This is a genomic window from Streptomyces nigrescens (assembly GCF_027626975.1).
GTDB classification, from domain to species: domain Bacteria; phylum Actinomycetota; class Actinomycetes; order Streptomycetales; family Streptomycetaceae; genus Streptomyces; species Streptomyces nigrescens.
In genome coordinates, this window is sequence record NZ_CP114203.1 from 1,542,345 (window position 1) to 1,556,936 (window position 14,592).

General features: G+C 70.1%; 11 protein-coding genes. 4 read left to right on the forward strand and 7 right to left on the reverse strand.

The window, feature by feature from the left end; genetic code table 11:
• Positions 1-40: 40 nt before the first annotated feature.
• Complete coding sequence (locus STRNI_RS07000) at positions 41-1,384, reverse strand: M14 family metallopeptidase (RefSeq protein ID WP_159485043.1); 1,344 nt, start codon at positions 1,382-1,384, stop codon at positions 41-43.
• Positions 1,385-1,475: 91 nt separating this feature from the next.
• Complete coding sequence (locus STRNI_RS07005) at positions 1,476-3,437, reverse strand: Xaa-Pro dipeptidyl-peptidase (RefSeq protein WP_277413206.1); 1,962 nt, start codon at positions 3,435-3,437, stop codon at positions 1,476-1,478.
• Positions 3,438-3,746: 309 nt separating this feature from the next.
• Here STRNI_RS07005 and STRNI_RS07010 point away from each other — a divergent pair, with 309 nt between their 5' ends.
• On the forward strand, positions 3,747-5,234 hold the full coding sequence (locus STRNI_RS07010) for a M1 family metallopeptidase (RefSeq protein WP_148590030.1): 1,488 nt from the start codon (positions 3,747-3,749) through the stop codon (positions 5,232-5,234).
• Positions 5,235-5,301: 67 nt separating this feature from the next.
• On the opposite strand, the gene STRNI_RS07015 is transcribed toward STRNI_RS07010, so the two are convergent.
• Positions 5,302-6,153, reverse strand: coding sequence for an oxygenase MpaB family protein (locus STRNI_RS07015; protein ID WP_266443966.1), 852 nt, complete (start codon positions 6,151-6,153; stop codon positions 5,302-5,304).
• Between the two features lie 536 nt (positions 6,154-6,689).
• Here STRNI_RS07015 and STRNI_RS07020 point away from each other — a divergent pair.
• Positions 6,690-6,908 carry a hypothetical protein gene (locus tag STRNI_RS07020; protein ID WP_109894438.1) on the forward strand — a complete coding sequence of 73 codons (219 nt, stop codon included), beginning with the start codon at positions 6,690-6,692 and terminating at the stop codon, positions 6,906-6,908.
• Positions 6,909-6,942: 34 nt separating this feature from the next.
• Entirely contained in the window at positions 6,943-8,619 is a 1,677-nt protein-coding gene (locus STRNI_RS07025) for a DUF6895 family protein (protein WP_277410750.1), read from the forward strand.
• Between the two features lie 173 nt (positions 8,620-8,792).
• Here the strand turns inward: STRNI_RS07025 and STRNI_RS07030 are convergent, their stop codons facing one another.
• The 4 genes from STRNI_RS07030 to STRNI_RS07045 form a co-directional block, all read right to left on the reverse strand.
• Positions 8,793-9,443: a response regulator transcription factor gene (locus STRNI_RS07030; protein ID WP_127153989.1), complete on the reverse strand. Its 651-nt coding sequence runs from the start codon at positions 9,441-9,443 to the stop codon at positions 8,793-8,795.
• Positions 9,407-10,681: a sensor histidine kinase gene (locus tag STRNI_RS07035; protein WP_268251360.1), complete on the reverse strand. Its 1,275-nt coding sequence runs from the start codon at positions 10,679-10,681 to the stop codon at positions 9,407-9,409. The genes STRNI_RS07030 and STRNI_RS07035 overlap by 37 nt, the downstream gene beginning before the upstream one ends.
• The gene (locus tag STRNI_RS07040) at positions 10,671-11,462 is read right to left on the reverse strand and encodes a CPBP family intramembrane glutamic endopeptidase (RefSeq protein ID WP_277410751.1); all 792 of its coding nucleotides are present in this window, start codon (positions 11,460-11,462) and stop codon (positions 10,671-10,673) included. Before STRNI_RS07040 ends, STRNI_RS07035 begins: the two co-directional genes overlap by 11 nt.
• Positions 11,463-11,773: 311 nt before the next feature.
• The gene (locus STRNI_RS07045; protein WP_051104164.1) at positions 11,774-13,234 is read right to left on the reverse strand and encodes an amino acid permease; all 1,461 of its coding nucleotides are present in this window, start codon (positions 13,232-13,234) and stop codon (positions 11,774-11,776) included.
• Between the two features lie 568 nt (positions 13,235-13,802).
• Between STRNI_RS07045 and STRNI_RS07050 the strand changes: the two genes are divergently transcribed.
• Complete coding sequence (locus STRNI_RS07050; RefSeq protein ID WP_078518671.1) at positions 13,803-14,561, forward strand: MerR family transcriptional regulator; 759 nt, start codon at positions 13,803-13,805, stop codon at positions 14,559-14,561.
• Positions 14,562-14,592: the final 31 nt, after the last annotated feature.

The following is a 14,592-nucleotide window of genomic DNA, read 5'->3' on the forward strand; positions in this document are numbered from 1 at the left end:
TGTCCGACACGTGTCAACCTTTCAATGGGCCATATTTTCCTTACCCGTTACCCCCTACCACACGACGGCAGACGTTGAGGGGCGTCGCGACCGTAAGGTGATAACCGGCCCTCTGGTCCAACAGCAGCGGAATGAGCTTCCTCAGCGGCTGGCGCAGCGGCACGACGACGCCGTCACGGTCCCGACGCCACACCACTCCGTGCCGCACCAGTTCTTCTCTGACCTGGGCAAACTGTCTCTCTTCGAGGCGATAGGCGCAAGGCGGATGGGCCAGGATCTGTGCGTCGGTGGCCGGTTCGTTATCCGCGCCGCCGAGGTAGACCGGACCGTGATCGTTATAGCCCGCGAGCCGGGCGGCGGTGGTGGCCGCCTCGATCCGTGACCGGTGCCGGTCGAAGAAGGTGAAGGCGCCGTCCAAGGCGGCCAGCTGGGAGTCCACCCGGCGCCGGTTGTTGAACGCGGGGTCGGCCTTCTCGGCCTCGGTGAGCGCATCGACCCGGGTCTCGACGAGCAGTCCGACCGAGCCCTTGACACCCGCGGTGTTGCGCAGGATCCGCTCCTGGCCGTCGCCGGCGACCTGCTTGACGGGATCACCGGTCTCCGGGTCGGTCCAGATGCCGTAGACACCGGTGGAGAAGCCCGCCCGGTGGACGGCGGGCCGCACGAAGTCCTGGGAGAGCGCGGCCGCTTCGCGGTGCACGCCGTCCGAGGTGTTGAGGTTGCGCGGCCACAGCGACAGGACGTCCTTCATGTAGTACGGGACCGTGGGGCCGTACTCGTGCAGGTCGTAGACGGTGTCGGGGCGGTAGTCGCGGATGACCTCGGCCATCGCACGGCCCTCGGCGGTCTGGAGGGCGATGTGGTCACGGTTGATGTCCGTACCGTCGGCGTTGCCCCGGGTGTCCGCGGCCCGGCCGTCGGGGTTGGCGGTCGGTACGACCAGCACGCTGGTGCGTTCCAGGAAGCGCCGGGTGGCCGCGTCCTTGGCGTAGGCGAGATCGCGGACGGTGGTCAGACAGGCCTCGCGCCCGGAGGGCTCGTCCCCGTGCTGGGAGCAGATCAGCAGGACGGAGTTGCCGCGGCGGACCTCCGCCGGGCGGTCGGGGGCGGGGGCGCCGATCCGGACGAGCTGCACCGGGCGGCCCTGGCCGGTGGTGCCGATCCGGTCGATCCGTACGCGCACCGAGCCCCGGTCGACGGCCCGGAGGAAATCCTGTTCCTCGGCCTGGCCGGTCCAGCGGGCGCCATGGCTGGTCTCGAATCCCGTACGGGGAGCGGGGGTTGCGGTCGGGGCGGTGGGAGCGGCCGGCGGGGTCGCGCCGAGGGTGGCCGTCAGCCCGATGGTCAGCGGCACCACGGCGAGGCGGTGGGGGCGGGGTATCACGAGGAGGAGCCTCCCTTGGGTGAGCGGTGGAGGTGGCGTGGGGGTGGTGCCGGCCGGGTGGGGCCGCCCGCGGTGGGGCGGCCCCGGGCGGTCATCCCACGGCCGGCAGCCGGCTGATCGAGGGCGGCGGGGCGATGCCGTCCAGCGGCGCCGCGGCGTCCGGATGCCCCGGTGCGCCCGCGGTGGCCCGTGCGAAGGCCGGGGCGCCGCCGGTCAGCGGCAGTTCGGCCCAGGTGCGGGACAGGTCGAGGGTGAGCTTCGGCGTGGACGCGGGCGGGTCGATCAGACCGGCGTCGGTGCCGGCCACGATGAGCGCGAGCCGGTGCCCGGCGGGCACGACGTGATCGCTCGCGGCCAGGTCCAGGGTGAGGGTGTAGGGCTTGCCGGGGGTGAGCGGGCGGCCCTTGTGCGCGTCGGCGTAGTTGCCGAGGTCGGCCCAGCCGCGGCTGAAGACGGTGTGGGCGACCTTCTGGGTGTCGGCGGCGGTCTCCTTGAAGCAGCCGGTGTCGCCCGTGGTTCCGGCGCCCCAGCAGGTGCGCCTGTCGAGGGTGGTGATGCCCTCGCCGTCGGCCGCGTAGTTGCGGATGGTGTCGGGGCCGAGGTCGACCAGGACGGCGGAGAGATGGGCGGTCGAGGTGCTCGGGGTGACGGTCACGGTCACCGTGCCGGAGCCGGACAGCCGCAGCGGCGCGCGCAGCGGCCCGGTACGGAACCCGGCCTTGGCGGCGGTCGGGGCATCGATCCGGGCCGCCCAGTCGGCCTCGCTCAGCTTCGGGTCGTCGGTGAAGGTCTCGGTCGCGCCGTGCGGCGCCTTACGGGTCCCCAGGACGCCGACACCGGGCGCGGTGCCGCCGCGCGGCCGCAGTGTGGTGGGCGTGGTGCCGGGAGCGGGCCACTTCGGGTCGGTGGACCATGTGCCGGGCGCGCGCTCGATATCGGCCATCGGGGTGCGTTCGATGCCGTTGTCGTAGCCCAGCAAATAGTGGTCGAACCAGTGGTGGAGGGTCTTGACCCACGCGCCCCGCCGGAAGTCGAAGGGGTCGACATGCCCGGTCTGGGAGAGCCAGATCTTGCGCTCGACGCCGTGCCGGGCGAGCGCGTCCCACCACTGCCCGGCGTGCCGGGTCCGGACGTTGAGGTCCTGCATGCCGTGCACCATGAGGACGCTGGCGCGGACCTTGCCCGCGTTACGGACGTAGTCGCGCTCGCTCCACAGACCGGTCCAGTCGCCGGTACGGGGCGCGCCGTCGGCGAGCTTCTTCTGCACGGCGGCGCAGCGCTTGCGCGCCTCGGGGCTGTCGACCGCGTCGGCGAGGGAGTCGGGGCCCGAGTCGTAGAGCGGGGCGCCCTTGGCGAAGTAGTAGTCGTACCAGGAGGAGATACCGGCGATCGGGACGATGGTCTTCAGCCCCTTGACGCCGGTGGCCGCGACACCGTTGGCGATGGTGGCGTCCCAGCTCTTGCCGATCATTCCGGTGCTGCCGTTGGACCAGCCGGCCGTCACGGGTTTTCCTCCCGTACGGGAGGTGTAGGCGCGCCCCCTGCCGCCGAGCCAGTCGACGACGGCCCTGGCGGACCGGATGTCGGAGCGGCCGCCGACGTCGACGCAGCCGTCCGAGCGGTTGGTGCCCGCGAGGTCGACCAGGACCGTCGCATAGCCGCGCGGCACGAAGTAGTTGTCGTAGAAGAGCGGGAAGCCGACCGGCCGGCCCCGGTCGTCGTAGGTCTTCTTCTGGCTCTCGTTACCGCGCCCGCAGCAGGAGTAGTAAGGACTGGCGTCCATGATCACGGGGATCCGCCGGCCCTGTTGGGCGGGTTCGGCGGGCCGCACGATGTCGACGGCGACGCGGTCGGTTCTCCCGTCCGCGTCGCCGTCCAGCCGTGTGTCCACCCAGACCGATTCGCGTATCGCGCGGTCGTAGGAGTAGACGGGTCTGCTCTCGCCGGGCGCCGCGTGCGCGGATGCCGGCCCGATCAGGGCGGACAGCAGGGCGGCGACGGCTGCCATCGCGAGCACTGTGAAGGGGATGCGGGGGATCCGCGCAGGATTCATCACGGGCGGACGGTAGCGCGGCTCAACTCCCCTGCGTAAGAGCGTGTCCGGGCACGGTAGCCCCGCCGGGGGCCGAAAACAGGTCCATGGGTCGCTTTTCGCCTCCCGGCCGGCCCGGGATCTCCTGCCGCGATCGCCGTGTCGTCCGCCGCGGACCGTGACGGAAGGGTCCTGCGCAGCACGGCGGACCGGAGGGACGGATGGTGGTTCATGTCGGTCATGTGTCAGATCGGGCCATGTACATGACGCCGACCCGGCGCAGTACATAGGGTCTGAACAGAGCCATCCCCCCTACGAGTTGGAGGACTCGTGCGTCACAGACTCCTCGTCCCCGGCGCGGCCGCCCTCAGCCTGCTGCTGGCGGTACCGGCCTCCGCGGCCGACTTCACACCGGGCGCTCCGGGTGTGGGCGACACCTACTACCCCGAGAGCGGAAACGGCGGATACGACGTTTCCCACTACGACCTGCGGCTCAAGTACCAGCCGAAGACGGACCTGCTGGAGGGCACGGCCACCCTGCTGGCCACCACCACCCAGGACCTCTCCCGCTTCAACCTGGACTTCGGCCTCAAGGTCAGCGAGATCCGGATCAACGGCAAGAAGGCCTCCTTCGCCACCTCCGGCAAGCACGAGCTGGAGGTCACTCCGGCCACGCCGCTGGAGAAGGGCAAGCAGATCAGCGTCGTGGTCCGCTACGCGGGCAAGCCCTCCGAGGTGAAGATAGACGGCTACAGCGCCTGGGCCCGTACGCCGGACGGCGGTGTCGTGGCGCAGGAACCGGATGCCGCCGTGTGGTGGTTCCCGAGCAACGACCACCCCACCGACAAGGCCACCTACGACATCTCGGTGGCGGTCCCGGACGGCACCCAGGCACTGAGCAACGGTGTGCTGGCCTCACAGTCCTCCAAGCTGGGCTGGACGCGCTACAACTGGCGCTCGGACAAGCCGCAGGCGACGTATCTGACGACGCTGGCCGTCGGCAAGTTCGACATCACCACCGACAAGACGGCGAACGGCCTGCCGGTCATCAACGCCGTGAGCAAGGACCTCGGTTCGCACGAGGGCTCGGCGAAGGCGAGCATCGAGCGCACCACCGAGATCACCGAGTGGCTGGAGAGCGTCTTCGGCCCCTACCCGTTCAACGCGGTCGGCGGCTACGTCCCGAACGTCCCGGCCGGGTACGCGCTGGAGACCCAGACCCGCCCGTTCTACGGCAAGAAGGTCTTCGACCGCGGCACGAACGTCTCGGTCGTGGTGCATGAGCTGGCCCACCAGTGGTACGGCGACAACGTCTCGCTCAAGGACTGGAAGGACATCTGGATCAACGAGGGCTTCGCCGCCTACAGCCAGTGGCTGTGGTCGGAGAAGGAGGGCGAGGGCACCGCCCAGGAGCTGGCGGACTGGGTCTACTCCCAGCACCCCGCCGATGACCCGTTCTGGACCGTCAAGCCGGGCAACCCGGGCGCGGAGAACCAGTTCGACGGCGCCGTCTACGACCGTGGCGCGCTGACCCTCCAGGCGCTCCGCAACAAGGTCGGCGACAAGGCCTTCTTCGGCATCCTCAAGTCCTGGCAGACGGAGAACAAGTACGGCAACGCCTCGGTGGCCGACTTCGTGAAGTTCGCCGAGAAGAAGTCCGGCAAGGAGCTGGCCGGCTTCTTCGACACCTGGCTCTTCCAGCCGTCCAAGCCCACGGCGGGCGCGGCCAAGAAGGCCCTCGGCGCCCGGCAGGCTCCGGTCGCCGAGCCCAAGTCGTGGAAGCAGATCGCGGCCACGCACGACACGCACGGGCACTGAGCCGGTGGACGCGCGCTGAACGGGACGGAGCCGGGACACCTCCCGGCTCCGTACGCGCGCCGCGTCGTCACCCGCGCGCCGCCTGCCGGGCCCGGCGCGCGATCGGCATGAACCGCAGCCGCTCCGGGAGCACCGGCACCACGGCGCGGACCACCCGCCCGAGGCGTCGCAGCCTGCGCTCCTGAGCGTCCGTCCACTCCAGGCCGATGGCCTGCCGGGCGTCCGGCGGCATCAGCCCGATCGTGAGGAAGCGCCGGACGCGGGCGAACCGGGGGCGCAGCCACGGCCAGGACAGCCGCAGGAGCAGCCGCAGCCATCGCGGGCCGCGGTCGGGAGCCGGCAGCGGCGGGTCGGTCGCCAGCAACTCCTTGACCACGACGGTCTCTTCGAGCTCGTTGTCGAGGACCTTCTGGTAGTAGGGCCAGAACTCCTCGATGGTCTGCGGCATATCGCGGTCATGGATCCCCAGGACCCGGCCGACCTGGAGCCACTCCGCGTACAGCGCTCGTTCCTGCGCCTCGGTGAAGGGGCGCCCGAGATACTGCTGCGCGTGCCGGAAGACGGGGTAGCCCGTGGCGTGCACCCAGGCGTAGTAGGCGGGGGTGAGCGCATGGTAGGAGCGGCCGTGCGCGTCGGTCCCCTGGATGGTCCGGTGCAGCGCTCGCAGCCGCCGCCCCTCCGCGGCCGCGGCCTCCCCTCCGTACACCCACAGCTGCAACGAGGCCAGCGACCGCTCGCCGCGCCCCCAGGGGTCCGTACGGAAGACGGAGTGGTCGTCCACACCGGCGCCCACCGCCGGGTGGGCGACCTGCATGGCCAGCGCGGGCGGCAGGGTCAGCAGCATGCGGATGTCCCCGGCCAGCGACCAGAGCACACCTCCGACCGGCGGGGGGTTTGGGTCATTTTTTACCGCATTCATGGTATTAATCATCATACGGTGACTCTCCGCGATCGACGGACCGGGGTCCCCCACACGACGCGTGAGCACCGGGGACCACTACGGGTGAGTCGACTCCTCAACGCCTCTGCGGCATTGCCCCACTGGGTCCGGAGGATACCCAAAGCGGCCGCGCGGGCACGCGAGTTGGACGCGAGCGGGTGCAAGGGGTCCGGCGCCACGGACGGACACCGCCGACGGGCGGCGGCGAACGAGCACCGACGGCGGCTCGCCCGTCACTCGATGCGCCACCCGTGACGCCTTCCCGTCTTCAGGCCCGCCGGGCGGCCGGCGAAGTGTACGTCGCCACTCGACACCCGACTGTGCGACATCACCACACCAAAACCACCTTGACCTCATAGCCGACATTCACCTTCAAGAGTGGTTTTGCCGCGAGATAAACCCCTGAGCTGGGGCGATCAAATCCTCACTTTTCCCACCAGGCGCGGATAGTGACATGGACGTTACGGAACGCGACACTCGCACTGTCCTTCCGAACCACCCAAAAGGAGCAACTCATGTCCTGTCCCCCGCCCTGTCCGCCACCGGTCGATGCCCGTAAGGCCCTCGACTTTCTGCGGACCAGCGGACTCGTCGACCTCACCGTTCCGCTCGAGCGAGTCGTCAACCAGGTCAGCCAACTCGACGATGTGGCCGGCTACGTACTCGCCTGGGAGCGGTACGTGCTCGTAGTCGCCAACCAGGTCGCGGAAGACGACTCCGCCGCGGGCAACTGAGCCATTGACCACGCCGATCGCCGGGAGGCATCTCATGAACACGACGCAGCCCGGTGACGGATCGTCACAAAGGCGCGCGGTGGAGACCCGGGCAGTCGCCTGGCTCGCTGCGCGCCGCACTCTGATCGACCCGGCCGAAGCGGCCCCGGGCCGGGTGCTGTTCGCCCGCAAGGCCCTCATCGAAACCGCATTCCTCGTGGGACTGCGGGCGCGCCTCGACCCGGAAGCCCTGGACGGCGACTACGCCGCCCTCCTCGATCAGGTCGAGGAGATCGCGGCCCGCCCCTCCTACCGGGAACTGATCGCCCGGGACGAAGCCGCCCTCCTGCTGTATGCGGGGACCTATGCGGCGCTCCGGCTCTGCGGCCGTGAGGACCCGGAGTTCCGGCAGCTGATCACTCAGGCCGCGGCCGGAGGATATGCGGCGGCCTTCGAGCGGATCCCGTACCGGCAGCTCGATCTGCTGCACACCCTGGAGCTGTGCGATGTCCCGCACACGCTGCCCGCCGTGGACGATGTCCTGCCGTTCACCCTGCTCTGCAACCGCCCGAATGTCGTCAAGCTCACCGACCGCGACATCTACGCCCTCACCCACACGCTCTTCTACGCCACGGATTTCGGTCTCCGCGAGCCCCGCTGGCCACGGGACTTCCATCCGGACACGGTGGTGGAGCTGCTCGAAGCGCTCCTCGTCCTCACCCTCGGCCAGCAGAATGCCGACCTGGTCGGGGAACTTCTGTGCTGTCTGCTGTGCCTCGGGGTGCGGGACTCCGAGGAAGGCCGCCGGGCATGGGAGTTCCTCACGGCGGTGCAAGAGGCCGACGGGCGGGTCAACGGGCCGCCCGGGGTGGTCCACCCCGGACTCGCCGACGGCGACGAGGCGTACCGGCACTGGGCCACCGGGTATCACACCACCATCGTCGCGGCCCTGGCCGCGCTGCTGGACCGGAGTCCCAGGGTGGTGCGGAGGCCTCGGCCGGCCGCGCCGAAGCCCCGCCAGGCCGTGGAGCAGCCGCTGCGGCGGGCAGTGGTGTGGCTGGCGGACACGAGCCGGCGCCACGCCCCGGCGGCGTCGCTGCCCGCGGCGGCGGCCGTCGCGCATGCGGCCGAGGCCCTGGGGGAACCCGAGCTCGCCCGGCCCCTGCTCCTCGATTTCTCCGAACGTCTCGCGGACGCCGACGCGGAGGTGTGGCAGGGACACGGGATGGAGGTCGTCGGCGAGTTCGCGAACGGTCTGCGGACCCACGGAATCACCTGCGCCTCGCTCGACCTGTTCCTCAAGTCCACCGCCGCCGCCGTCGAACTCCTGGACCGGGTGCCGCCACAGGCAGCGCACAACGTGCAGCGCCTCGTCGGTCTGGGGCTGCTCACCCCGCAGCGTGCGACCGCCCTGACCGGTGGGGCCGAGGCTCCGCACCCGGCGCCGGAGACGGCCGTCACCGAGCTGCCCGGTGCCTGGAAGGACTATCACCTGGGACACATCGCCGGATTCGTCCGGGACTCGGCCCGCGCCGGGCAGGCCCAGCACCGCATCACCCGCGACGCCATCTCCTTTCTCCTCGCCCAGCAGAGCTCCTGCGGCGCGTTCGGCCGCCCGGCCCACGACGATCCGTCACACCGCGAACGGACGATGATGTCCTGGACCCAGAGCACCGTCACCGCCCTGGCCGCCGTGCACGCGACCCGCGGCGCGGTCCTCACGGACACCTGAGGACGCTGTCTCGTCACACCACGGCGGCCGGTCGGTCAGGGACGGCGGGTCCCTGCTGTGCGGGCCACCCCTACTCCTTCGGCACCCGTGGCCCCCTGGAGGCCAGGCCTTGGTTGCCGCACACCGGCGAGGGCCCGTCGGCGGCAGCCTGCCGGGCTCCGCGCGAAAGCGCCTCAGCGTTTGAGATAGGCCAGGACGGCCAGCACCCTGCGGTTGTCGTCCGCCGACGGGTCGATCCGGAGCTTGGTGAAGATGCTCGCGGTGTGCTTGGCGACGGCGCTCTCGCTGATGTGCAGGCCGCCGGCGATGGCGGCGTTGGACCTGCCCTCGGCCATCAGCTCCAGGACGTCCCGCTCGCGCTGTGTCAGGGTGCCGATCCTGCCCCGGGCGTCGCTGCGCAACAGCAGCTTGGAGATGACCTGAGGGTCCATCACTGTGCCGCCGGCAGCCACCCGGCGGACCGCGTCGATGAACTGCTCGGTGTGGGTGACCCGGTCCTTGAGCAGATATCCGACGGCGCCCTCGCCCCCGGCCAGCAGCTCGTGCGCGTACAGCTGCTCGACGTACTGGGAGAGGATGAGGACGGGCAGTCCGGGCCGGCGGCGACGGGCTTCGAGTGCGGCCTGCAGGCCCTCGTCGGTGAAGGTCGGCGGCAGCCGCACATCGACCACGGCGGCATCCGGCGCCGAGTCCCCCTCTGCGAGGAGCGCGCGCAGCAGAGACGGGCCGTTGTCGACCGCGACCACCTCGCAGCCGTGTTCCTGGAGCGTGCGTATCAGCCCGTCTCTCAGGAGGAAGAGGTCTTCGGCGAGGACAACGCGCACGGAATCTCCATTGTCACGGTGGTCGGTCCGCCCTGCGGACTGTGCAGGTCGAGGGTGCCGTCGAAGGTATCCAATCGCTGTCGCACACCGGCCAGTCCGGTGCCCCGTGAGGGGTCGGCGCCGCCGTGACCGTCGTCGGTGACGGTGGCGCGCAGCGAGCCGTTCTCGTAGGTCAGGGCGACGCCGACCTCGCGGGCCCCGGAGTGCTTCGCCGCGTTCGCCAGCGCCTCGCTCACCGCGAAGTAGGCGGCGGACTCGACCGGTGCCGGGAGCTTGCCCGGCAGCCGGGTCTCGACGTGGACGTCGAGGAAGCTGTCGAGCGCCAGCGACCGGACGGCGTCGCCCAGGCCCCGGTCGGCGAGGACCGGCGGATGGATGCCGTGCACCAGTTCGCGCAGGTCCTGCAAGGCCCCTTCGGACGTGCGACGGACGTCCAGCAGGAGCTCGCGCGCCGCCGCCGGGTCCGTCTCCATGAGGCGGGTGGCACGGTCCAGCGTCATCCCCAGGGCGACCAGCCGCGCCTGTGCCCCGTCGTGCAGGTCCCGCTCGATGCGCCGCAGTTCGGCGGCCTGAGCGTCCAGAGCCCTGGCACGGGTGTCGGTGAGCCGCTCGACCCGTTGGGCGAGCCGGCTGCTGCGCGGCGCGGAAAGCAGCGGCCGGCTCACGCGGCTGTGCAGCCGGAGCGTGGCGGGGGCGGCCAGCAGCCCGACGGCCATGAAGGCGAGGCCCAGCACCAGCGCGCCGCACATGGTCGCGGTGCTGTGCACGGGGATGAACGCGTACCAGTTGCCATCGTTGATGAGACGCCAGATGAACGGCTGCACCAGCGCGCCGAATGCCCCGTACTCGATCAGGGCGAGGGGTACGGCGACGAGGAGCCCGCCGATCACCGGCTCCAGCCAGGCCCACGCCAGGTCGCGCCAGAACCCCTCGTCAGCGATGATCGCGCCCGACCTCTTGCGGGCGTTGAGGGCACGGTCCACGGGCAACGGCTCGGGTGGGCCAATACGGACACCCGTCCACCGTTCGGCGCGTGAACGGGAGCGATCGGACAGTACGCGCAGCGCCCGTGCGGCGGGTGGCAGCAGCCGGAAGCCCACGCCCACGGGCACCAGCAACAGGGCGAGTACCACCAACGAGCCCATCGCCGACACCGCGAGGGCGTGCAGGCTCGCCAACTGGCACCGGCCGACGGCGACACAGGCGCGGGAGGCGCCCGTGCGTGGATTATCGAACATCGTCCATGACCGGGGGGATCTTAGCCGGTGCCGACGACCCCGCCGACCGCTGCCTGCCCGCGCTCCGCCACGTCCACAGTCCCGCCGCTGCCAGGCACGAGGCGCCGAACAGCACCATGGGGAGCACCGCGCCGGACTCTTCGTCCATGAACAGCAGCATGCCGAGGTTGATCAGAGCGTGAAAGCCCCCTGCGAGCAGGAGCCTGGAAGCCCGCACCCCTTCAAGGGCCCACCCCATCACCACCGACATGGACACGGCCGCCGTGATGAACGCCCCCGCGTACACAGGGTGTCTCGCGAAAACCTGGACGTGCCAGACACCCCACGCCACCCCTACCGTGACCGACGCCGCAAGGGGACCGAGGCGGGTGCGCAGCAGCGGCTGCAGGAAGCAACGCCACCCGATCTCCTCGCCGCACGCGCCGATCAGCTGCGCCACGGCGATCAGCAGGAACGGGGCACCCGGGCGCGCAGAGTGCGCGTCCCCGGTGAGTGCCGCATACGCAAGGACGCTCAGCGCGATGATCACAGGCGCCGTGACGAGCAGGAGCACCCCCCGACCGCTGCGGTCCGGCTCCGGGCCGGCGAGCACTTCCCGTACCCGCCCCGGCCACAGCAGCGCGGCAAGCCCCACCCCGAGCGCGGGTCCGAACTGTGTCAGCTGGATGACCTCACCGGGTATCCGGGTCGCGGGCTGGAGCGCACCCAGCACCCCGGCCGCCAGAAAGGCAACGGTGAGGAACAAGGCCATCGCCTTGATGTCGACAGGTTTTCTTCGCATGGCACCGACGATGCCGTCCGGCGGGTCCGCCGCCATTGCGTCTGGATGCCGTGCAGGGGTGTACCCAGATACACCCCTGGCCGGTTTCGGTGGTGGTCATCCGATCGCTACCCGCTGAGCGGTGGGCGGACGGGGTCGGGGGACGGCGGACAGGGTTCAGTGGTCGTTGACCGTCACCGGTATCCCGCACCGGGCGCGGGCGGCCCGGGGCCCGCCGCCCGCGCCCGGATCCGCCGACGCGAAAGGGCGGTCGCGAAGGCCCTCCGGCCTCCGCGACCGCCCTTGATGACGCAGGCGTCGCTGGTGCGTGACTACTTGGACAGCTCGCGTTCCGCGGCGATCCGGCTGACCCGGCCGCGCACCGCGAACCAGCCGCCGACCAGCGCGATGGCGAGGACCGGGATCAGCATCACGGTCTGGCGGCCGACACCGTCGTCGAACCACATCAGGACGATGACACCGAGCAGGAAGGCGATGGTGGCGATATCGGTGACCGGTGTGCCGGGGAGCCGGAAGCGCGGGCGGTCGACCAGGCCTTCCTTCGACCGGCGCACGAACACCATGTGACAGACCATGATCGTGCACCAGGTGCTGATGATGCCCAGCGCCGCGATGTTCAGCACGATCTCGAACGCCTCGCCCGGCATGACGTAGTTGAGCCCGACACCCAGCACACACACCGCGGAGGTGAGCATGATGCCGCCGTACGGCACCTGGTTGCGGTTCATCAGGCCGGCGAACTTGGGCGCGGAGCCCGCCATCGACATGGAGCGCAGAATGCGGCCGGTCGAGTAGAGCCCGGAGTTCAGGCTGGACATCGCCGCGGTCAGCACCACGAGGTTCATCACATCGCCCGCCGCCGGCACACCGACGTTGGACAGCACCGTGACGAAGGGGCTCTCGCCGCCGACGTACTTGTTCCACGGCAGCAGCATCGCCAGCAGGATCACCGAGCCGACGTAGAAGACGCCCACTCGCCACATGATGGAGTTGACGGCCTTGGGCACGACCTTCTCCGGCTGGTCGGTCTCACCGGCGGTCACACCGACCAGCTCGACCGCGGAGTAGGCGAAGACCACGCCCTGGAGGACGATCACGACGGGCAGCAGACCGGTCGGGAAGAGCCCGCCGTGGTCGGTGAGCAGATCCAGCCCTGGTGTGTGGCCGCCGACCGGGTGCTGGGTGGCCAGCAGGAAGATGCCGATGAACATGAAGATCACCAGCGCCGCGACCTTGATGATCGCGAACCAGAACTCCAGCTCACCGAAGATCTTCACCGAGATCAGGTTCACGGTCAGCACGACCGCGAGCGCGATGAGCGCCATGACCCACTGCGGGATATCGGTGAACAGGCTCCAGTAGTGGGTGTAGAGGGCGATCGCGGTGATGTCGGCGATACCGGTCGTCGACCAGTTGACGACATACATCCAGCCGGCGACGTAGGCGCCCTTCTCCCCCAGGAACTCACGGGCGTAGGAGACGAACGAACCGGACGACGGACGGTGCAGCACCAGCTCGCCCAGCGCACGGACGACGAAGAAGGCGAAGAGACCGCAGACCGCGTAGGCGATGGCCAGCGCGGGTCCGGCGGAGTGCAGTCGGCCACCGGCGCCCAGGAAGAGGCCGGTACCGATCGCTCCACCGATGGCGATCATGTTCACATGCCGGCCCTTGAGGCCCTTGCTATAGCCCGCGTCGCCCGCATCTTGCTGCGTGCCACGCCCCCCGTCAGGTGACCCGTGGGCTGTCTCGGTGACGGTTTCTGTGCTCACTGGTGGTGCATCTCGCTTTCGGGCAGGCGCTGAAGCCATGGCCTAGAAGTCCGCGGATCGCGCGGACGGCCGACGGCACACCTTCCCTGAAGAGTGCTCCCCCGTCTGTGGGCAAGATCACAGCGTGTACAGGCCATCCAAGATTTGTCCGTATTTGCAGTGAATTTCCCGGCACTGCAATTTCAAGGAGGGCGTCAGTTCACCCGATTCCGGACTCTATTCCTCGCCCGGCAAGGGGAAATTCTTGACCTGTTCGGACCGGTTGAGATTTTTGTTTGCCTCAGCGACAACCCACTCCACCTCTGCCCGCGCGTCGGAATGTCCGGTCTGCTCCGCGTCCAGGACCAGCAGCGCGATCAGATACGGCCGGCCGGAAGTCGCCCGGACCGTTCGTCGTACACACCCCGGTCGTCCCGGTCAGCCCTCAGGCATTCATGATCACGATGCCCGGCCCGGCACCGGCCGCCAGGCTTCCTCGAACGCGGCGGGGCCGTACTGCTCGGCGACCCGGTGACGGACCTGGTCCAGGAGGTTTCACACGAGTGGTGAGACAGCAATACTGTTGAACATGATGGAGCCCGCCACCGACCTGACGGTCGACGAACTGGCCGCCCGCGCCGGCGTCACGGTCCGCACGATCCGCTTCTACAGCACACGCGGTCTGCTACCGCCGCCGGAGATCGGTCCCCGCCGGGTCGGCCGCTACGGACCGGACCACCTCTCGCGGCTCGCCCTCATCGAGGAGCTCCAGCACCAGGGCCTGACGCTGTCCGCGATCGAACGCTATCTGGAGCAGCTGCCGCCCGATCTGAGCGCCCAGGATCTGGCCATCCACCGGGCACTGGTGGCGAGTTGGATCCCGGACAAGGCCGAGGACGCCACCCGGGACCAGCTGGAGCGGCGGGTCGGCAGGGCGCTGACCGAGGAGGATCTGGACCGGCTGGCGGCCATGAGTGTGCTCGTACGCACCGATGATCCCCGGGTCTTCCGCGTCGACCCGGGTCTGCTGCACCTGGGCACCCGGCTGCTGGACGTCCCGATCTCGCTGGAGACCATCCTCGCGGCGCGCAGCGTGGTCATCGAGCACACCCGCTCGGCGGCCCGGGAGCTGAGCCGGCTCTTCAAGGACGAGGTGTGGGAGCCGAACCGGGGTGGCGGGCCGGACGAGGACGAGATGGCGCGGATGAAGTCGCTCTCGGCCCATATGCAGCCGATGGTGGTGCAGGCACTGGTGACCGCCTTCCAGCGGTCGATGAAGCAGGAGCTGCGGGAGTCGTTCGGCATGGAGGGCGACCGGAGCCAGGAGAGCCGCACCCCCGAGGGGTGACGGGGGCGGGCCGCCGGGGCCCGCCCCCATG

Coding starts and splice junctions, on each gene's coding strand:
- STRNI_RS07005 (WP_277413206.1), bottom strand. CDS start 3,437: ATGAATCCTGCGCGGATCCCCCGCATCCCCTTCACAGTGCTCGCGATG.
- STRNI_RS07015 (WP_266443966.1), bottom strand. CDS start 6,153: ATGAATGCGGTAAAAAATGACCCAAACCCCCCGCCGGTCGGAGGTGTG.
- STRNI_RS07020 (WP_109894438.1), top strand. CDS start 6,690: ATGTCCTGTCCCCCGCCCTGTCCGCCACCGGTCGATGCCCGTAAGGCC.
- STRNI_RS07025 (WP_277410750.1), top strand. CDS start 6,943: ATGAACACGACGCAGCCCGGTGACGGATCGTCACAAAGGCGCGCGGTG.
- STRNI_RS07035 (WP_268251360.1), bottom strand. CDS start 10,681: ATGTTCGATAATCCACGCACGGGCGCCTCCCGCGCCTGTGTCGCCGTC.
- STRNI_RS07040 (WP_277410751.1), bottom strand. CDS start 11,462: ATGCGAAGAAAACCTGTCGACATCAAGGCGATGGCCTTGTTCCTCACC.
- STRNI_RS07050 (WP_078518671.1), top strand. CDS start 13,803: ATGATGGAGCCCGCCACCGACCTGACGGTCGACGAACTGGCCGCCCGC.